At 65.7% G+C, this 20098-nt stretch carries 15 protein-coding genes and 2 pseudogenes; 12 read left to right on the forward strand and 5 right to left on the reverse strand.

The window, feature by feature from the left end:
• Nucleotides 1–460: 460 nt before the first annotated feature.
• The gene (locus CCR84_RS09475) at nt 461–916 is read right to left on the reverse strand and encodes a DUF3429 domain-containing protein (RefSeq protein ID WP_201211654.1); all 456 of its coding nucleotides are present in this window, start codon (nt 914–916) and stop codon (nt 461–463) included.
• 285 nt (nt 917–1201) lie between these two features.
• Between CCR84_RS09475 and CCR84_RS09480 the strand changes: the two genes are divergently transcribed.
• The 12 genes from CCR84_RS09480 (at nt 1202) to rfaH (ending at nt 18341) form a co-directional block, all read left to right on the forward strand.
• Nucleotides 1202–2215, forward strand: a complete 1014-nt coding sequence (locus CCR84_RS09480) for an NAD(P)/FAD-dependent oxidoreductase (RefSeq protein ID WP_201211655.1) — start codon at nt 1202–1204, stop codon at nt 2213–2215.
• 30 nt (nt 2216–2245) lie between these two features.
• Nucleotides 2246–3766, forward strand: coding sequence for a cryptochrome/deoxyribodipyrimidine photo-lyase family protein (locus tag CCR84_RS09485; RefSeq protein ID WP_201211656.1), 1521 nt, complete (start codon nt 2246–2248; stop codon nt 3764–3766).
• Between the two features lie 2220 nt (nt 3767–5986).
• Nucleotides 5987–6394 (forward strand): hypothetical protein, encoded by a 408-nt coding sequence (locus CCR84_RS09490; RefSeq protein WP_201211658.1) that lies wholly within the window; start codon nt 5987–5989, stop codon nt 6392–6394.
• Between the two features lie 90 nt (nt 6395–6484).
• A complete protein-coding gene (locus tag CCR84_RS09495; RefSeq protein ID WP_201211660.1) occupies nt 6485–7588 on the forward strand; it encodes a polysaccharide biosynthesis/export family protein in 1104 nt (367 codons plus the stop codon).
• Between the two features lie 6 nt (nt 7589–7594).
• A complete protein-coding gene (locus CCR84_RS09500) occupies nt 7595–8269 on the forward strand; it encodes a YjbF family lipoprotein (protein WP_201211662.1) in 675 nt (224 codons plus the stop codon).
• Nucleotides 8266–9189 (forward strand): capsule biosynthesis GfcC family protein, encoded by a 924-nt coding sequence (locus tag CCR84_RS09505; RefSeq protein WP_201211664.1) that lies wholly within the window; start codon nt 8266–8268, stop codon nt 9187–9189. The genes CCR84_RS09500 and CCR84_RS09505 overlap by 4 nt, the downstream gene beginning before the upstream one ends.
• Nucleotides 9186–11291, forward strand: a complete 2106-nt coding sequence (locus CCR84_RS09510) for a YjbH domain-containing protein (protein ID WP_201211666.1) — start codon at nt 9186–9188, stop codon at nt 11289–11291. Before CCR84_RS09505 ends, CCR84_RS09510 begins: the two co-directional genes overlap by 4 nt.
• A gap of 139 nt (nt 11292–11430) precedes the next feature.
• The gene (locus CCR84_RS09515; protein ID WP_201211668.1) at nt 11431–11883 is read left to right on the forward strand and encodes a low molecular weight protein-tyrosine-phosphatase; all 453 of its coding nucleotides are present in this window, start codon (nt 11431–11433) and stop codon (nt 11881–11883) included.
• 52 nt (nt 11884–11935) lie between these two features.
• Entirely contained in the window at nt 11936–14194 is a 2259-nt protein-coding gene (locus CCR84_RS09520) for a polysaccharide biosynthesis tyrosine autokinase (RefSeq protein WP_201211670.1), read from the forward strand.
• A gap of 262 nt (nt 14195–14456) precedes the next feature.
• Complete coding sequence (locus tag CCR84_RS09525; RefSeq protein WP_201211672.1) at nt 14457–15590, forward strand: MraY family glycosyltransferase; 1134 nt, start codon at nt 14457–14459, stop codon at nt 15588–15590.
• 384 nt (nt 15591–15974) lie between these two features.
• Complete coding sequence (locus tag CCR84_RS09530; RefSeq protein WP_201211674.1) at nt 15975–17438, forward strand: mannose-1-phosphate guanylyltransferase/mannose-6-phosphate isomerase; 1464 nt, start codon at nt 15975–15977, stop codon at nt 17436–17438.
• Between the two features lie 405 nt (nt 17439–17843).
• Complete coding sequence (gene rfaH, locus CCR84_RS09535; protein WP_201211676.1) at nt 17844–18341, forward strand: transcription/translation regulatory transformer protein RfaH; 498 nt, start codon at nt 17844–17846, stop codon at nt 18339–18341.
• A gap of 348 nt (nt 18342–18689) precedes the next feature.
• On the opposite strand, the pseudogene CCR84_RS16495 reads toward rfaH, so the two are convergent.
• From CCR84_RS16495 to CCR84_RS09550, 4 genes and pseudogenes are all read right to left on the reverse strand, one after another.
• Nucleotides 18690–18953, reverse strand: a pseudogene (locus tag CCR84_RS16495) (hypothetical protein); the annotation flags it as partial.
• Nucleotides 18954–19002: 49 nt separating this feature from the next.
• A pseudogene (locus CCR84_RS16790) lies at nt 19003–19275 on the reverse strand (phosphomannomutase); the annotation flags it as partial.
• A gap of 74 nt (nt 19276–19349) precedes the next feature.
• Nucleotides 19350–19670 (reverse strand): helix-turn-helix domain-containing protein, encoded by a 321-nt coding sequence (locus tag CCR84_RS09545; RefSeq protein WP_201211679.1) that lies wholly within the window; start codon nt 19668–19670, stop codon nt 19350–19352.
• Nucleotides 19663–19917, reverse strand: a complete 255-nt coding sequence (locus CCR84_RS09550; protein ID WP_201211681.1) for a type II toxin-antitoxin system RelE/ParE family toxin — start codon at nt 19915–19917, stop codon at nt 19663–19665. The genes CCR84_RS09545 and CCR84_RS09550 overlap by 8 nt, the downstream gene beginning before the upstream one ends.
• Nucleotides 19918–20098: the final 181 nt, after the last annotated feature.

Below are 20098 nucleotides of genomic sequence, written 5' to 3' on the forward strand. Positions count from 1 at the left end.
TCATTTGAGCGGGCAAAGTGATGATGACTTAGACAATCTCATCATGCCAGAAATGGCAGCCCGCTCCTCATTTTTTGCCGCTCGCGCAAAAGAATTCTGCATGGAGCGGGCCTTTTGAAAGAGGCTCAGGTGGAACAATGTTCTTGAACATCGGCTGCCCTGATCTGCCGAAGCTGTCGCGATCAGCAGCTCATCAGCTGGCGAGGCCGCGAAGCTAGAAGAACGAACTGGATTGCCACGGCGCTGCGCGCCTCGCAATGACGGGATAGCGACTTGTCATCGCGAGCCCGAAGGGCGTGGCGATCCAGGGCGTAGGGCTGTCATCGGGTCGCGCGTGGATGGCCGGCAAGGGCGAGAAAACGGACGAACGAACTGGATTGCCACGGCGCTACGCGCCTCGCACTGACGGTAGCGAATGGCTGCGTTTCATGCTCAGGAGTGGCACGACTCGCCATGATCGTTAAACCGTCACGAAGGCGCCGGCGACGAGGCTGAGGCTGCCGACCACGGTCAGGCGCAGGCGCAGCGGCAGGTACCAGGCGGGCAGGTTGGCGCGCCGGGCGAGGCTGCGGTCGACCAAGTAATGCACCGCGAAGCCACCGACCAGCAGCACGGCCGCGAAAGCCGGCATCAGCAGCAGCGCCGGCCAGGCGATCAGCGCGGGCACGACGCTCCAGATCAGGCTGCGCACGCGCTGCTGCTCGTCGAGCCCGCTCGCCGTCATCGCGAAAGCCCAGTGCAGGGCGCCGACGAAACTCAGGATGACCGCCCCGTAGCCGAAGAGCGCATCGCTCCAGCTGAGACCGTGAATCGGGTCGAGCAGGCTCGCGGGGGCGAGCACGACGAAAGGGATCAGCCCGCCGTAGCCGAGCCAGGCGGCAGTGCGACGGACGGAGTCGGAGTTCAGATCGTTCATGGCAAGTTCCTGTTGCTACAAAAGCGGGGTCAGGTCTCGAATTGTTGCATTGAGTGTACCGTCCCCCCAATTCATGTTCGCCCTGATCCTGTCGAAGGGCTTCACCACTAGCGGGCTTCGCTATGCTCAGCCTGAACGCAGGCTGCTGAATCAGAGGACCCGATCACGCAGCAGATGTTAGGCGGCTGATGCCGGATTGTCCAGGACAAAAAAGCAGTGTATCGTCTCCAGCCCTGTCCATGGCAGCTTGTCTCCAGCATTGCAAAAACCCCCGAAAGCATATCGATGAACTCCACTCCACGTTGTCTTGTCATTGGCGCCGGCATCGCCGGACTGTCTGCTGCCCGCCGCCTGCATGAGGGCGGATTCACGGTGACTGTCCTGGACAAGGGCAGGGTGGCCGGCGGCCGGATGAGCACCCGCCACAGCGCGGACTGGGTCGCCGACCACGGCGCGCAGTACTTCACCGCGCGTGATCCTGACTTTCGTGTCGAGGTGGCGCGCTGGCAGCAAGCCGGAGCCGCCGCCTTGTGGACGCCCCGGCTCTGCGCCTTCGAGGCGGGCGGTGTGCGTGCCTCCAGCGAAAAACTGCAGCGCTTCGTCGGCGTACCGGGCATGACCGCGCCCGCGCAACTGCTCGCCGAAGGCTTGAACCTGCACAACGGGATCACCGTCACAGCACTGCGTCGCGACGCGGACGGATGGCGGGTCGATTCTGCCGAGCAGGGCGAACTCGACGAGCGGTTCGACGCCGTCGTCGTTGCCGTCCCCGCGCCGCAGGCCGTCCCGCTGCTGGCGCCCGTCTCGTCGGCGCTGGCGAGCGAAGCCTCCCGTGCGCGCATGCAGGGTTGCTGGGCGCTGATGCTGCGTCCAGGCGCACCACTCGACCTGCCCTTCGACGCCGCCTTCGTCAATGACGGACCCTTGCGCTGGGTGGCGCGCAACGGCAGCAAGCCGGGCCGCGACGGACAGGAAACCTGGACCCTGCACGCCAGCTCGGCCTGGAGCGAAGAACACATCGAGGACGACAGCGATTCGGTGACGCAGGCCCTGGTAGACGCCTTCGAGACCCTCGGCGGCAGCGCCCCGGCCTCCTGCACTGCCCATCGCTGGCGCTACGCCATCACCGACTCCGCCGTCGACGGCGGCTGTCTGTGGCACCCCGACGAAGGCCTCGGACTGTGCGGCGACTGGCTCAACGGCGGCCGCGTCGAAGGCGCCTGGCTCAGCGGCCGCGCCCTCGCCGAGCAGATGCTACAAAACCGGGGGTCAGGTCTGGAATTGTTGCATTCAGTATAACGTCCCCGGAATTGCCACCTGCAGAAGCTCATGTCCTACGGCCTGGTCTGGTTCAAGCGCGATTTCCGCGTCGAGGATCATGCGGCGCTGGCCGCGGCTGCGCGCGCCGGGCCGGTGCTGTGCCTGTTCGTGGTCGAGCCGGCGCTGTGGGCACAGCCGGACGCGGCCGCGCAGCACTATCACCTCATGCTCGAAGGCGCGCGCGAGCTGCACGCAGCCCTGCGCCGCCTCGGTGGGCGACTGCACCTCCTGGTCGGCGACATGCCCGAGGTACTGGCAAGGCTGCACGCGCAGGCGCCGTTTTCCTCGCTCTACTCCCACGAGGAAACCGGCAACGGCGCCAGCTACGAACGCGACCGGGCGGTGGCGCGCTGGTGCCGCGAGCAGGGCGTGCGCTGGCACGAGTTCCCGCAGTTCGGCGTCGTCCGCCGGCTGACCGATCGCAATAAATGGCAATCGGCCTGGGAGGCGCATGTCGCGGCGCCCCCAATCCCCGTGGCTAAGCCGAGCTTCGTCGACCTGCCCTGGCCCGCACAGCGCGCGCCGACCGTCGAAGCGCTCGGCCTCTCCGCACAAACGCCTCCCCGCCGCCAGTCGGGAGGACGACAGGCCGCGCTCGACTGCCTGCACAGCTTCCTCGACGAGCGCAGCGGCCAGTACCGCGGCGGCATCTCCTCGCCCTTGTCGGCGCCGACCGCCTGCTCGCGCCTGTCGCCCTACCTCGCCTGGGGTCAGCTCAGCCTGCGCGAGGTGGTGCAGGCCGCTCGCCTGCAAGGCGCCCGGCTGCCCGAGGGCGACCGCCGCCGCGCCGGCCTGTCGGCGTTCGTCAGCCGCCTGTACTGGCATTGCCACTTCATCCAGAAACTGGAGAGCGAACCCGCGCTCGAGTTTTCCAACCTGCACCGCGGCTACGACGGCCTGCGCGAAAACGACTGGAACCAGGCGCATTTCGACGCGCTGGTCGCCGGCCGCACCGGCTGGCCGCTGGTTGACGCCTGCGTCGCGATGCTGAGGGAAACCGGCTGGATCAACTTCCGCATGCGCGCCATGCTGGTCTCGGTCGCCGCCTACCCGCTGTGGCTGCACTGGCGCCCGGTCGGACTGTGGCTGGCGCGCGAGTTCCTCGACTACGAGCCCGGCATCCACTGGAGCCAGATGCAGATGCAGTCGGGCACGACCGGCATCAACACCACGCGCGTCTACAACCCCATCAAGCAGGCACGCGACCACGACCCCCGGGGACACTTCGTCCGCCGCTGGCTGCCGGCACTGCGCCGCGTGCCCGACACCTGGCTGTTTGAACCCTGGCGCATGCCCGCCGACCTGCAGGCGCGCTGCGGCGTGCGCGTCGGCGAAGACATCCCCCAGCCGCTCGTCGACCTCGAAACGGCCACGCGCGCGGCCAAGGCCCGCCTGCACGCCCTGCGCGCCCGTCCCGAGGTGAAGGCCGCCAAGGCCGCGATCGTCGAGCGCCACGGCTCGCGCAAGCGCCCGACGAAGCGCACGCGCAAGGCGGCAATGGACGATGCGCAGATGGAGTTCGAGTTCTGAATGCGCGTGATTGCCGGCTTACGCTGCGCCAACCCGACCTACGCCAACATGATTGTCGGTGTGCGCTGCGCTAACGATCATGGCGAGTCGTGCCACCCCTGAGCATGAAACGCAGCCATTCGCTGACGTCATTGCGAGGTGCCTCGTTCCGTGGCAACAATGCAGTCATTGCGAGGCGCCTCTTTCCGTGGCAACAATGCCGTCATTGCGAGGCGTGCAGCGCCGTGGCAATCCAGTTCGTTCTTCTGTTTCCTCGCCCTTGCCGGCTTATCCATGGGCGCCTGGATATAAGCCCTTGTACTGGATCGCCACGCCCTTCGGGCTCGCGATGACGGGCTGCCGATCGCGTCGGCATCAGCCTCTTGTGGGAGGGCCGTCAGGCCCGAATCGGAATGCAACAATTCGAGACCTGACCCCGGTGTGCACGCGATGACGCGTCGCCATCCGGTCATTTCGAGGCGCCTCGTTCCGTGGCAACAATGTCGTCATTGCGAGGCGCGCAGCGCCGTGGCAATCCAGTTCGTTCTTCCAGTTTTGCGGCCTCGCCAACTCGTGCAACCCGAGATCAGCCCCACGCACTGGATCGCCACGCCCTGCGGGCTCGCGATGACGCGTTGTCTGGATCCCCACGCCCTGAGGGCTCGCGATGACGCGTCGCCATCCGGTCATTTCGAGGTGCCTCGTTCCGTGGCAACAATGCCGTCATTGCGAGGCGCGTAGCGCCGTGGCAATCCAGTTCGTTCTTCTGTTTCCTCGCCCTTGCCGGCTTATCCATGGGCGCCCGGATATAAGCCCTTGTACTGGATCGCCACGCCCTTCGGGCTCGCGATGACGGGCTCCCGATCGCGTCGGGATCAGCCTCTTGTGGGAGGGCCGTCAGGCCCGAATCGGAATGCAACAATTCGAGACCTGCCCCCGGTGTGCACGCGATGACGCGTCGCCATCCGGTCATTTCGAGGCGCCTCGTTCCGTGGCAACAATGCCGTCATTGCGAGGCGCGCAGCGCCGTGGCAATCCAGTTCGTTCTTCTGTTTCCTCGCCCTTGCCGGCTTATCCATGGGCGCCTGGATATAAGCCCTTGTACTGGATCGCCACGCCCTTCGGGCTCGCGATGACGGGCTGCCGATCGCGTCGGCATCAGCCTCTTGTGGGAGGGCCGTCAGGCCCGAATCGGAATGCAACAATTCGAGACCTGACCCCGGTGTGCACGCGATGACGCGTCGCCATCCGGTCATTTCGAGGCGCCTCGTTCCGTGGCAACAATGTCGTCATTGCGAGGCGCGTAGCGCTGTGGCAATCCAGTTCGTTCTTCCAGTTTTGCGGCCTCGCCAACTCGTGCAACCCGAAATCAGCCCCACGCACTGGATCGCCACGCCCTGCGGGCTCGCGATGACGCGTTGTCTGGATCCCCACGCCCTGAGGGCTCGCGATGACGCGTCGCGATCCGGTCATTTCGAGGCGCCTCGTTCCGTGGCAACAATGTCGTCATTGCGAGGCGCGTAGCGCCGTGGCAATCCAGTTCGTTCTTCCAGTTTTGCGGCCTCGCCAACTCGTGCAACCCGAGATCAGCCCCACGCACTGGATCGCCACGCCCTGCGGGCTCGCGATGACGCGTTGTCTGGATCCCCACACCCCGGTGTGCACGCGATGACGCGTCGCGATCCGGTCATTTCGAGGCGTCTCGTTCCGTGGCAACAATGTCGTCATTGCGAGGCGCGTAGCGCCGTGGCAATCCAGTTCGTTCTTCTGTTTCCTCGCCCTTGCCGGCTATCCATGGGCGCCCGGATATAAGCCCCACGCACTGGATCGCCACGCCCTTCGGGCTCGCGATGACGCGTTGTCTGGATCGCCACGCCCTTCGGGCTCGCGATGACGCGTTGTCTGGATCGCCACGCCCTGCGGGCTCGCGATGACGCGTTGTCTGGATCCCCACACCCTGCGGGCTCGCGATGACGGGCTCCCGATCGCGTCGGCATCAGCCTCTTGTGGGAGGGCCGTCAGGCCCGAATCGGAATGCAACAATTCGAGACCTGACCCCGGTGTGTTGCACAAAATTGCAAAATTGTGTCGGTAAGATTGCATGGAGTGGGTTGGGACGCTCAAAGCAAGCTCCTACGTGGTTTGCCAATTGAATCAAGTATCACGTCCCCGGAAATGCGTGATGTCCGGTTGGTCGCGATCCTCTGTTAAACTAGGAAGAATTTTTTCCGGAGCATCGACATGAAGAAAACCGTTCTTTTCGCTGCGGCGCTTTCCCTCGCGTCGACCGGCGCCTTCGCCCAGGAGGCGGGGGGCGCTACTTCGGGATCCACCGGCACGACTGCCGGGACCACTGCAGGAACGGCTACCGGGACGACCGCGACCGGCACCACCGCTGCGGGAACGACTGCCACCGGCACCACCGCAGCAGGCACTACCGCCGCCGGTACTGCCGCTGGCGCGGCCGGAGCCGCCGGAGCGGCAGGAGCTGCCGGTTCGCTCGCTGCTGCCGGGGCGGTTGGGGTTGCCACGACCGTTAGCTTGACCACCGTTGCTCTTACCACGGCAGCCGTTGCCGGCGTGGCGGCAGCTGCGGGCGGCGGCGGTGGAGGGGGCTCCAGCCCGACCTCCGGTACGACGACGCAATAACAGAGAGCGCCTCGGCCAACAGGCGCGAGTACGCGCACCACCGGCGCCACGAGCGCCGGTTATTTTTATCACGATTAGCGTTTCTCCGGCATGAAATCCCCATACCTGATCGCTGTTGCAACAGTTCTCGCCCTCCAGGGCTGCGCCTTCGCGCCCGGCCAGCATCTCGACACCGCTTCCCTGCAGGGCGGTGACGCCGACGACCAGGGCCGGGTCGAGCTGGTGCCGATCACGCCAAAGCTGCTCTCCATCCAGCAGGCGCTGCGCAAGAAGGAGGGGGTGCCGGCCGACTTGTTGAGCTACAAGCCGGAGCCGTACCGGGTCGGTCCGAACGATACCCTGCAGGTCACCGTCTGGGAGCATCCCGAACTGACCAATCCGGCAGGGTTGCAGCAGCAGACGAGCGAGAGGGGCAGCACGGTGCAGCCGGACGGCAGCTTCTACTTTCCCTACGTCGGCAAGATCCAGGTGGCGGGAATGACCGTCGAGGAAGTGCGCACTGCCCTGACCCAGCGCCTGTCCGCATGGATCGTCAGCCCGCAACTCGAGGTCGCAGTCGCGAATTATCAGAGCGCCCAGGTCCAGCTTTCCGGCGCTTTCGCCAAGAACGATCCGCTGCCGATCACCCACGTTCCTCTCACCCTGTTCAACGCCTTGGGCAAGGCAGGGATCAAGGTCGGCGAGGCGGATCCCTCCGGCTTCACCCTGACGCGCGACGGGCGCGAGTATCGCCTCGACATCGACGAACTCGAGCGCGGCAACTCGAAGCTGGCCGCGATCTACCTGAAGGCGGGCGATCACATCCACCTGCCGTACAAGGACCGGCGGCGCGCCTACGTTTTCGGCGAGGTCAGCCAACCCACCGCGATCCTCTTCGACACGCGCAGCGTGACCTTGCTCGACGCGATCGGTCGCGCCGGTGGCCTGCGCCAGGAGACTTCCAACGCCAACGCGGTCTATGTCATCCGCGGCGCCGAAGAGATCGAGCAACGTCCGGCGCAGGTCTTCCAGCTCGAGGCAAAGTCGCCCGTCGCCTTCACCCTGGCCTCCCAGTTCGAGGTCCGGCCGCAGGACGTGGTCTATGTCGGGCCGGCCGGCATCACGCGCTGGAACCGCTTCATCAGCCAGTTGCTGCCGACCAACATGCTGATGATGTCGGGCGTTAACACCAGCAACGCGCTGCAGAGACGTTAAGCCCGGATGTCGTTTGCCAAGATCAGCCTGGGGGCGGGCCTGACGCTCGTCGTCGCGTCGCTGCTCTCGGCATGCACGCCGCTGATGCAGGCCTCGGGCGACACCTTCAAGGCGGCGCTGGCCGGCCCGGTCCCGCTCAAGCTCAGCCGCGAGCAGGTGCAGTCCGTTCCTTACGACCAGCTGCTGCTCGACACCCGCTTCGGCTCGGCCGTGCTTGTCCTCGGCCGGGTCGAGGATGGGCAGCAGTTCTGGGCGTCGGCATCGGGGCAGGTGCTCGTCGCCGAACACGGCCTGGTGCGGCGCACTACCGGTTTTCCCGAGAACCTTGAAGGAACGCATTTCGTCGGCAGCAACCCATTCGCGAGCGGCCTGCACCGTCTGCCTGACGGCGCCACTGCCGAGCGCATCGTCGACTGGGGACCAGGCTACCGCTACGGCGTGCGCCTGCATTCGCGCTTCCAGCAACTCGGCCGCGAACGCATCGAAGTCCTCGGCGAAGCCGTTGAGGTGCTTGCCATCCGCGAACAATGGACTGCCCCCGCCGCCGGCTTGAGCGGTAGCAACCGCCACTGGGTCGACCCGCGTGACGGAACTGTCCTGAAGAGCGAGCAGCAACTCACGTCGGACTTGCGCGTCACGCTCACCGCGCTGCGCCTCTCGCCCGGAAGCCGCCTGCAATGATCGGGCCGATCTTCCTCCGTGCGCGCCCGGCCAAGCCCGCCCGCCTTGCTGCGCTGACCGCCGCCACCCTGGCCATGATGGCCGGCCTCGCCCAGGCGGCCGAAGGCTGGCAGGGGACATCGACCATCAAGCCTGCCACCCCGCTGCAGCCGATCCGTATCGAGGTCTCCGGCCGCGTCGCCCGCCCCGGAACCCAGCGCCTGCCGGCCGACGCGCGGCTGTTCGACGCCACCCAGGCTGCCGGCGTGCGCGCCGATGCCTATCTGGCCGGGGCGGCCTGGCTGCGCCCGTCCGCGCGCGAGAAACAGCAGGCCCTCAAAGCCGGTCTCCTGCACGAGCTGATGCAGGCGCAGCAGCAAGCGCTGCGCGACGAGCAGGGCGAGCGCGCCAGCCTGCTGAGCCGTCTGCACGCGGAGGTTTCCGCGCTGCAGGTCAGCGGCCGAGTGACGACCGTGCTCGACCCGGTGCGCCTCGAACTCGAAGCGCAGCTCAACCACCGTCTGGCCGACGGCGACCGGCTGCTCTATCCGCCGCGTCCCGACAGCGTCACCGTCAGCGGCGCCGTGCAGAAGGAATGCCGGCTGCCCTTCGTCGGCCTGCGCCCGGCCGCCGACTACCTGCGCGACTGCCCGGCGCATGGCGAGGCCGACCCCGACTGGCTCATCGTGATCCAGCCCGACGGCAAGGTGTCGCGCCACGGCATCGCCGCCTGGAACCGCAACGAGGGCCAGCCGCTGGCGCCCGGCGCCCGTCTGCTGCTGCCGCTGCGCGGCGCGTCAGCCTGGCGCAGCCTGCTCGCCGCACAGGGCGTCGCCGATGACGAGGTGCGTTCGCTCAATGCCGAACTGGCCGCCTTCCTCGCCACGCAGCCCTTGCCGGCCGCTGCAAGCGTGGACCCGGCGAGCGGGGAGCAGCGATGAAGCGGCGCAAACTGCTGGCCATCGCCCTGTGCACGAGCTGCAGCGCTGCCGGCGGTGTCGCCGCCGCCCCGCAGGCGATGCAGAACGACTACGGCGGCGTCGGCCTGCTGCAGACGCCGAGCGCGCGCATGGCCCCCGAGGGCACGCTCAGCCTCAACTTCAACCGCACTACGCCCTACAGCCGCTACAGCCTGTCGCTGCAGCCCTTCGACTGGTTCGAAGGCGTCTTCCGCTACACCTCGATCAGTACCCGCGACTACGGTCCCGAGTCATTGAGCGGCGACCAGTCTTACAAGGACAAGGCCTTCGACCTCAAGCTGCGCCTGTGGCAGGAGAGTCGGTGGCTGCCCGCAGTCGCGGTCGGCGGGCGCGACATTGCCGGTACGGGGCTCTTCTCGGGCGAATACGTCGTCGCCAGCAAGCGCGTGAACGACTTCGACTTCAGCTTGGGGCTCGGCTGGGGTTACCTCGGCCAGCGCGGCGACATCGACAACCCGCTCGGCTGGCTGAGCGACAGCTTCAAGGAGCGCCCGCGGCCAGACGTCGGTCAGGGTGGCAAGTTCAGCACCAACACCTACTTCCATGGTCCGGCCGCGCTGTTCGGCGGCGTGCAGTGGCAGACGCCGTGGGCGCCGCTGCAACTCAAGCTCGAATACGAAGGCAGCGACTACCGCAAGGAGCCGGGCGGCAGCACGGTCAAGCAGGACAGCCCCTTCAACTTCGGCGCGACCTGGGCGGTGAACGACTGGCTCGACGTGCACGCCGGCTGGGAGCGAGGCAACACCGCGCTGTTCGGCATCACCCTGCACACCGACGTCAGCGGCCGCCAGCCGGAGACGCCCAAGCTCGCCGATCCGCCCGCCGAGAGGCTCCGCCGCGACGGAGAGCGGCCGAGCGCGCCGCCCGACTGGGCCGAGGTCGCCCGGCGCCTCGAGCAAAGTGCCGGCTACCGCGTCAGCCGCATCGCCGAACGCGAACGCGAACTCGTGATCTACGGCGAACAGACCCGCTACCTGCATACCCCGCTCGCCGTCGGTCGCAGTGCGCGCGTGCTCGACAACAGCGCCGGCCAGGACATCGACTGGTTCACCATCGTCGACAGCAACCACGGCATGCAGCTGGTCGAGACCAGCGTCAAGCGCGACAGCTTCCGCAAGCTCTTGCTCGAAGACGACGACCTGGGCCCCCTGCGCCGCAGCACCGAGCAGTCCTCGCCGTCGCCGCGCAGCGAGAAGACACTGTACGCGGCCGCCGACGAGAAGCCGCTCACCTTGGGGGCCGCACTCGGCTACCGGCAGAGCCTCGGCGGACCGGACTCCTTCCTGCTCTACCAGTTCAGTGCCAATGTCAACGCCGAGTACCGCCTGCAGCCGGGAACCTGGCTCAGCGGCCAGGTCAGCGGCAACCTGCTCAACAACTTCGACCAGTTCCGCTACGACGCACCGAGCCGGCTGCCACGCGTGCGCACCGACATTCGCCAGTACTGGACGACGTCCGAAGTCACCATGCCCTTGCTCCAGCTCAGCCACGCGCGCCGCCTCGACGACGACTGGTACGGGATGATCTACGGCGGCTACCTCGAATCGATGTACGCGGGCGGCGGCGGCGAACTGCTCTGGCGGCCGCTTCACCAGGAGTGGGCGCTCGGCCTCGACCTCAACTGGGTCAAGCAGCGCGATTTCGCGCAGGACTTCGGCCTGCGCGACTACGACGTGCTCACCGGCCACCTGACCGGCTACTATCGCCCTTTCAGGGACGTGCTGGCGACCGTCAGCGTCGGCCGCTATCTCGCCGGCGACAGCGGCGTCACCTTCGACCTCGCGCGCGAATTCGACAACGGCGTGCGCTTCGGCGCCTGGGCCACCTTCACCAACGTGTCGAGCGAAGACTTCGGCGAAGGCAGCTTCGACAAGGGGATCTACGTTACCATCCCGTTCGACCTGATGACCACCGCCTCGACGCGCAGCCGCGCCGACATCAGGCTCGCGCCGCTTACCCGCGACGGCGGCGCCCGCCTCTACCGCGAGTTCCAGCTCTACGACCTCACCCAGGCGCGCAACGTCGACATGTTCAACAAGAATTTCCGCAGGATCGCCGAATGATGCGCAGCACCTATCTGGTAGATTGCAAGCGCTCGGCCAGCCCGTTCGCGGTTTCCGCCGCTGTCACGAAAACCTCCCGCACGGCGTCCGTTTCTCGTGGGAGGGCCGTAAGGCCCGAATTTCTGCTCTGAATTTGAAGATGCGCAACATCCTTACCCTCTGCATTGGCAACATCTGCCGCAGCCCGCTCGCGGAAGTCCTCCTTGCCCGCGAACTCCCCGGCCATCAGGTCAGCTCTGCCGGGCTCGGCGCCCTGGTCGGCGCGCCTGCCGACCCGTTCTCGATCGAGATCGCCGCCGAGCAGGGGCTCGACCTCTCCGCACATCGCGCCCGCCAGGTCAGCCAGTGGCTGTGCCAGCAAGCCGACCTCATCCTCGTCATGGAGCAGGCGCACAAGCTGCAGCTCGAACAGCAGTTTCCTATGGTACGCGGCAAGGTCTTCCGCCTCGGCCACTTCGGTCAGGCGGGCGATGCGACCCCGTTCGACATCGCCGACCCCTACCGCGCGCCGCGTGCCGTCTTCGACGCTGCCTGGGCGGCGATCGCCGGCGGAGTCGCCGCCTGGGTGCCGCGCATCCGCCAGATCGCCTGAGCCATCCCGAGCCGCCTTCAGCCAGCCAACAGTCTAATTCCTTCGCTCCGCCATGAACCTACCCAACACCAGCCCACTCGCGCAGCAGCCCGCCGTCGCCATCGACGACGACGAGGGCGGTATCAACCTGCTGGGACTGCTCGACATCGTCATTGACCAGCGCTGGCTGATCGCCGGCGTCACTGCCGCGGCGCTCGCGCTCGGCGGCTTCAATGCCTACAGGGCGACGCCGATCTATGAGGCAAACACGCTCATCCAGATCGAAAGAGCCAAAGGCAACCCGATCGGCGCCTTGGTGGGCGGTGCCGGCCAGTTCGACGTCGGCTCTTCCGTCAGCGCCGACATCGAAATCCTGCGCTCGCGCACGATCATCAGCGAGGTCGTGCGCAACCTGCAACTTGACCTGAGCGTGTCACCAAAACGGTCACCCGTCGTCGGTAACTGGCTCGCCCGGCACGCCAGCGAGCCCTCCGATCCGGGCTTCCTCGGCATGAGCGGTTACGTCAGCGGTAACGAGTCCTTGCAGATCGGCTCTTTCGAGGTGCCGGACGCGCTGCGCGGACACCGCTTCTCGGTCGTGCTCACCGCCAGCGGCTATGAACTGCGTTCGTCCGCAGGCGACGTACTCGGCCAGGGTGAATTCGGCCAGCCGCTCGGATTCAAGCATGCAGGGCAGGGTGGCGAACTGCTCGTCGCCGGCGCCGTCGGCAAGCCTGGGGCCGAGTTCTTCCTCAGCCGATCCTCGCTCCTCGGCATCACCGGGTCCCTTCAGGGTGCCGTCAAGATCACCGAGCAGGGCAAATCGTCGGGGATCCTGCGCGTCAGCCTCGAAAGCCCCAACCCGCAACTCGCCACGCGCATCCTCAACGAGATCGGCGCGCTCTACGTACGCCAGAATACCGAACGCAGCGCTGCCGAGGCCGAAAAGGCGCTGTCCTTCCTCAACACCCAGTTGCCGCAGTTGCGTCGCGAACTGGAAGCTTCCGAAGACAAGTTCAACGAGTTCCGCAAGCAAAAGGGGATCTTCGACCTCGACAGCGAGGCGTCGTCAACGCTCGGCGAAGGTGTCAACCTCCGCGTGAAGCTCTTCGAACTGCAGCAAAAACGCAAGGAACTGGGCGAGCGCTTCACCGGCCAGCACCCGGCAGTCCTTGCGCTGGACGAGCAGATCAAGGACCTCAATGCGAGGATCGGAGGGCTGGAGGGCAAGGCCAAGAGTTTGCCCGCCGTGCAGCAGGACCTGCTGCGCCTGACCCGCGACGTCAAGGTCAACAACGAGCTCTACACCAGCCTGCTCGACAGCTTCCAGCAGCTGCGGCTGGTCAAGGAAGGCAAGGTCGGCAACGTGCGCGTCATCGACGTCGCCGTCGTTCCCGAAGCTCCGTTCAAACCGGATCGCGGCCGGATGGTCGCGCTGTGGGGGGGGCTCGGCCTGCTTGCCGGCCTCGGACTGGCTTTCCTGCGCCACCGACTGCGCCCCGGGATCAGGACCGCCGACGAGATCGAGCGCGAGCTTGGCCTCAACGTCTTCGCGACCGTGCCGCATTCGCCCGCTCAGGTCGAACTGGCTGCGAACATCAAGACCGGCAAGCCCGTCGGCCACCTGCTCGCGCTCGCCAAACCCGACGAGGCGGCGATCGAAAGCCTGCGCAGCCTGCGCACCGCGCTGCAGTTCGCCATGCTCGACGCATCGAGCAACCGCGTCCTCATCACCGGGCCGACGCCCGGTATCGGCAAGTCCTTCATCTGCGCCAACTTCGCCGCCGTGCTGGCCGCCGCGGGCAAGCGCGTCCTGCTCGTCGACGCCGACCTGCGCAAGGGCCACATCCACCAGTTCTTCGACCAGGAGCGTGGCCACGGCCTGTCCGAGCTGATTGCCGGCAGCCAGCCGCTCGACGCTGTTTTGCGCAGCGGCGTCGCTCCTCAACTCGACCTGATCACCACCGGCATGCTGCCGCCTAACCCGGCCGAACTGCTCATGTCGCCGTCCACCAGCGCGCTGCTTGAGAGCCTCTCCGCCCGCTACGACCTGGTGCTGATCGACACGCCGCCGGTCCTCGCTGTGGCCGACACCGCGGTGCTCGCGCCGCAGAGCGGCACCGTCTTCCTCGTCGCCCGCGCCGAGGTCACCTCGCTCGGCGAGTTGCAGGAAACCAGCAAGCGCCTCGCTCAGTCCGGCGTGCAGGTCAAGGGCACCATCTTCAACGGCCTCGACCTCAGCAAACGTCGCTACGGGTATGGCTACGGCTACAAGTACAAGCGCTACGGCTACCGCTACCAAGCTTATACCTACGGATCGGGTGCGCAGTAGTTGCTGTATTGATGAACGTTTTTATATTGATGAAAAATTTTTGATTAATTGCTGCACTCGTCGCCACCTTGCAATGTAATACGGCGCCGCACGACATGCCGAGCGTATTGTTGCAGGCACTGGGAATATTCGGGCTTCACCGATATTTTCATAATTTTGCTGCCTGGTTGTCATTCATTCGGTCTGGCTCAATGATGAAGTGTTTGTTAATATCATTGTCCAGGGTATGACCAAGAATTAACCTCACCTCGAAATCAGCAGAATGAATCTCCTTGATGAATTGCTGCCCTTGCTGCTGTCGGGGTTTCTGGCCAGTTTCGCCGTCTGCGTGCTGCTGGTGGCGACCAAGCGCTGGCATGGCGCCGTCACGCTCGACAACCACGAAGGCGTGCAGAAGTTCCACACTGCACCGACCCCCCGGGTCGGCGGAATCGCGCTGATGGCGGGACTCTTCGCCGCCTGTTCGCAAATTCCTGGAAGCAGCGAACTGCTCGCTCCGATGATCATCGCCGGCGTGCCCGCGTTCCTCTTCGGACTGGCCGAAGACCTCACCAAGCGCGTCGGCGTGCGCGAGCGGCTGCTGGCGACCATGACCAGCGGCGTGCTGGCCTGGTGGCTCACCGGCTACAGCATGACGCGCGTCGATGTCTGGGGCGCCGACATCCTGCTCTCGTCCTGGCTGCCGCTTTCGGTGGCATTCACTGCCTTCGCCGTCGCCGGCGTCGCCAACGCGATCAACATCATCGACGGCTTCAACGGCCTGGCCAGCGGCACCGCGCTGATCTGCCTTGCGGCACTCGGCCTGATCGCCTGGGAGGCGGGCGACCCCCTGCTTGCCAAGCTTTGCCTGGTGCTCGGCGCCGTCATCCTGGGTTTCTGGTTGGCCAACTTCCCGCTCGGCAAGATCTTCCTCGGCGACGGCGGCGCCTACCTGACCGGCTTCCTGATCGCCTGGGTGGCGGTGATGCTGCCGATGCGCAACCCGGAAGTATCGGTCTGGGCCGCGCTGCTGGCCTGTGCCTACCCCGTGCTCGAAGTCGGCTTCAGCATGGCGCGGCGTTTTGCCCGCTCGCAGCATCCCGGCCACCCCGACCGCCTGCATCTGCACAGCCTCGTCAAGTCGCGCGTCATCAAGAAGCTGCTGCTGCGCTGGAAGCCCGTACTGCGCAATTCCGCCGTTTCGCCGCTGCTCTGGCTGTACGCACTGCTGCCGGCGCTGCTCGCCGTGTTCTTCTACGATAATACGCCCGCGCTCATCGCCAGCTTCGTCGCCAGCGCCATCCTCTACCAGCTGCTCTATCGCCGCCTGGTTCATTTTCGCTGGAAGCTGATCAGCCACGTCCCCATCGGCGCGGCGGCAGCCGCCAACAAGGCGGCAGTCACGCGGCAAGGGTGAGCAATCAGGAGGTGCGCCGCAATTCCGGGGACGTACCGGCATTAAAGGATCGTTTTTCGTGGGAGCGGCGTCAGCCGCGAACGAGCGGCGCTTCGGGCCTGACGGCCCTCCCACAGGAAGCCCCACCGTCGCGGTCTCTGGTGGGAGCGGCGTCAGCCGCGAACTAGCCCGGGGAATACCCCTGGCCACGAAATGCACGAAAATACACGAAAGCTTTCGTGGCCCTACGCGTCGAAGCGAAACAGACCACCAGCTTGAGTGCTGACCCTGTTTTGAAATTGATGTTTTTCGTGTGTTTTCGTGTCTTTCGTGGCTCCCATACCTTCCGTGGGTGAAAAGAGTTTTCAAGGATAAAGCAGCAATTTCGCAACCAGGCGGACCAACATGACCCATCCCAAAATCACCCCCGTCATCCTCTGCGGCGGCTCGGGAACGCGCCTCTGGCCGCTCAGCCGGAAGAGCTTCCCCAAGCAGTTCGTCCCGCTCGTCGGCAACAAGAGCCTGATCCAGCTCACGCTCGAGCGCGTCGCGCGCCTGGGCGAGCGGGTGATCTCGGTCGCTGCCGAGGAGCACCGCTTCATGCTGATCGACGCGCTGCATGCGGCGCAGGTGAGCGGGCCCGTCATCCTCGAACCGGTCGCGCGCAACACCGCCGCGGCAATGGCGCTGGCTGCGCTGCATGTGGTCGAGGGCTCAGATCCCTCTGCTCGCGACGAACTGCTGCTCTTCTGCCCGGCCGATCACCACATCCCCGATGCGCAGGCCTTCGCCGAGACCATCGGACAGGGCGTCGCTGCCGCCCAAGCAGGTGCCATCGTCACCTACGGGGTCGTCCCCAGTTTCCCGAGCACCGCCTACGGCTACATCCGCCAGGGCGAACAGCGCGCGGACGGCAGCCATCGCGTCGCCCGCTTCCTCGAAAAGCCCGATGTCGCCACCGCCCGCCAGCTGATCCTCGACGGCGGCGTGCTCTGGAACGCCGGCATCTTCCTCACTCGCGCCGGCACCCTGATCGACGCCCTTGAGCGGCACGCACCGGACATCCTGCAATCCGCGCGCCAGGCGATGGCAGCCAAAGGCGTCGAAGCCCCGAGCACGGCGGGTGCCGCGCGCGTTGCCGGCAAGGGCAGCGAATTCATCCGCCCCGAAGCGGCCGCCTTCGCCGCCTGCCGCGCGCAGAGCATCGACTACGCAGTCATGGAGCCGCACGACGACGTCGCCGTGGTGCCATTTACCGGCCAGTGGAGCGACGTCGGCAGCTGGAACGCGGTCGCCGACCTGACCGAAGCCGACGACGAACGCAACCGCGTCCATGGCCAAGGCGTCGCGCATCGCGCGCAGAACACCTTCATCCACGCCCCGCATCGCCCGGTGGTCGCGCTCGGCACCGAGGACCTGCTGATCATCGACACCCCCGACGCCGTCCTCGTCGCCCACCGCGACTACGCCGAGCAGGTCAAGGACGTCGTCGCCCGCCTGGAAAAGGACAACTGCGCGCAGGTCAGCGTGCACCGCAAGGTCTTCCGCCCCTGGGGCTGGTACGACTCGGTCGACATGGGCGAACGCTTCCAGGTCAAGCGCATCGGCGTCAAGCCCGGCGCCTCGCTCAGCCTGCAGAAACACCACCACCGCGCCGAACACTGGATCGTCGTCAAAGGCACCGCCGAAGTCACCCGCGGCAGCGAAACCTTCCTGCTCAGCGAAAACCAGTCCAGCTACATCCCCATCGGCGAAATCCACCGCCTCCACAACCCCGGCCGCATCGAACTCGAAATGATCGAAGTCCAGTCCGGCAGCTACCTCGGCGAAGACGACATCGTCCGCCTCGAAGACACCTACGGCCGCTGACCCCCTCTGCAACTTCCTGGGGGTCACAACTTCCTGGGGGTCAGGTCTCGAATTGTTGCATTCGGGTGCTACCTTCTTGGGGTCAGGTCTGGAATTGTTGCATCCGCGACCAGCAGCCCGTCATCGCGAGCCCGAAGGGCGTGGCGATCCAGTGGGTAGGTCTGGTATTTGGGCGCTCGCGGATAGCCGCCAAGGGCGAGGAGACCGGAGAACGAACTGGATTACGAACTGGACTCGCAATGACGGGAATGCAACATTCCTGGGGTCAGGTCTCGAATTGTTGCATTTAGCCAATCAGCAGCCCGTCATCGCGAGCCAGCAGGGCGTGGCGATCCAGTTCGTAGGCCTGGTCGCGACCTGACCCTCCCCACACTCCCCGCAAACACACCAAACTTCCCTCACCCCATGTACTGGTACCTGATCCACGCCAAGCCCCGACAGGAAACCCTGGCCCTCGAAAACCTCGAGCGGCAGGGCTACGAATGCTACCTGCCGCTGCTCAAGCGGGAAAAGCTCGTCCGCCGCAAGCGGATGCTCGTCGAGGAGGCCCTGTTTCCCGGCTACCTGTTCATCCACCTCGACACCAGCAGTTCCGGCCAGAACTGGGGGCCGATCCGCTCGACCGTCGGCGTGCGCACCCTCGTCCGCTTCGGCGACCAGCCGGCCAAGGTCGACGCCGGCCTGATCGACGCGCTGCGTGCGCACGAGCAATCCCAAAACGAAGAGCCCCGTCCGCTCTTCAGCAAGGGCGAGCGCGTCGTCGTCACCGACGGCCCCTTCGCCGGCATCGAAGCCATCTACCAGATGGAAGACGCCGAAAGCCGCTCGCTGATCCTGCTCGAAATCCTCAGCAAACCCGTCCAAATGCGCATCGAAGCCGCCGCCCTGCGCAAGGCAGAGTAGGGGGAAAGGCTCGAATTGCTGCGGATGCAACAACCATGGGGTCAGGTCTCGAATTGTTGCATCGCCAGCCGGATGCAACAACCTGGGGGCAGTGCCGTCATTGCGAGGCGCGTCGCGCCGTGGCAATCCAGTTCGTTCTTCCGTCTCCTCGCCTTGGCCAGCCATCCACGCGCGAACTGATATCAGTATCGACGCACTGGATCGCCACGCCCTGCGGGCTCGCGATGACGTGCTCTCGTTCGCCACGTCCTGCGGGCTCGCGATGACGAACCAGGGATGCAATGCCTGCGCCAGCAGCGCCAGCATGGGCAGGACCGCGTCACGGGTGGGCAGGGCGGGCAGGGTGCGGCCGTCGCGCACGACCGCGTCGCCGAGCAGAAAACCGCCGTTGGCCTCGAAACCCACCACGCCGGACTGCCCGGCCGCCAGCGCCTGCTGCATCGCCTCGATCACGTACGGCGAACCGATGCGGGTGCGCAGCACCTCGGCGAACGCCGCGCAGCGCTCGATCGCCGTCGAACTGCTGACCGTCGTCACCACCACCCTGGCCCCCAAGGTAGCGGGCGCAGAGCAGGCCGACCACGTCGCCGCGCAGCCACTGGCCGGTTTCATCCGCGATCAGCGGGCGGTCGGCGTCGCCGTCGGTCGACAGGATCGCGTCCAGTCCATGCGCGCGCACACACGCCTGTTCCATCGCCTGGTCCGCGGCGCTCACCGCCTCGGTATCGATTGGCACGAAAGTATCGGCATACCCGAGCGACACCACCTCGGCGCCGAGCGCGACCAAGAGATCCCGCAGGAAGTCGCGCGCCACGCTCGAATGCTCGTACAGCGCCAGGCGCTTACCCTGTAACAGGCCGGGCGCAAAGCAGTCCAGATAGCGATCGCGGTAGCGCGCCAGCGGCTCTGCATCGGGAGCGGGGAGGGGCGGCAGACTGGCGCGATGCTGCTAGTAAGGCGAATTAAGTATAACGTCCCCGGAATTTCATCCCGCGGCCCTCGGTGAAGTCAGGCAAACACAACGCTGGTACGCCCAGTGGCGCGCGAACGGGACGGTTTGTGCACGACAATCTCGACATCCCTCCCGAGCCGGTTCATGCACTCCAGCATCTTCGCCTCGCTGATACCTCGAAACTGGCCACGCAGCATGCCGGACAGTTTTGGCTGAGGGATGCCGAGGATCTCTGCGGCTTGAAGTTGGGTGAGACGACGATGTTTGATGATTTCGCCGATCTTTGCCGCCAGTGTTGCCTTGACCTGCATCTCTGCAGCGTCAGCTAGCCCGAGATCCTCATAGACGTTAGCAGTTCCCTTTTCGATCTCAATCATGGCCAGCTCCTTTGGCGTGCGCTTGTGCAGCCTTCAAACGTTCCCGAATCAAATCCATGTCCTGCTTTGGTGTTTCGATGCCATGCTTGGACTTCTTCTGAAAGCAGTGCAGTACATAGACCGCGTCGGCGATCCTGACCGTGTAAACAGCTCGGTACGTGTCGCCCATGTGGTCTTCTACAACTTCCAGAACACTGGCACCGCCGAAGCCTCTCAAGGGCTCAGGGCTTCCGCACTCGGACAGCATCTTCTCCAATGAGATTGCAGGCGTGAAATAGTCCCTCGTCTTCAAGAGGATAGCGCTTCATCTTGCAACCTTTCTCAAAATCGCATCTACTCCGTGCCTTTGAGCCAAGCGCATGAGAGCGACGGAAGGGGGCTGCCTGATGGAGTGTCTGTCCGAAATCGATGACCCACGCAAGCCCAGC

Origin of the sequence: Rhodocyclus purpureus (assembly GCF_016653115.1) — a bacterium.
Classification (GTDB): domain Bacteria; phylum Pseudomonadota; class Gammaproteobacteria; order Burkholderiales; family Rhodocyclaceae; genus Rhodocyclus; species Rhodocyclus purpureus.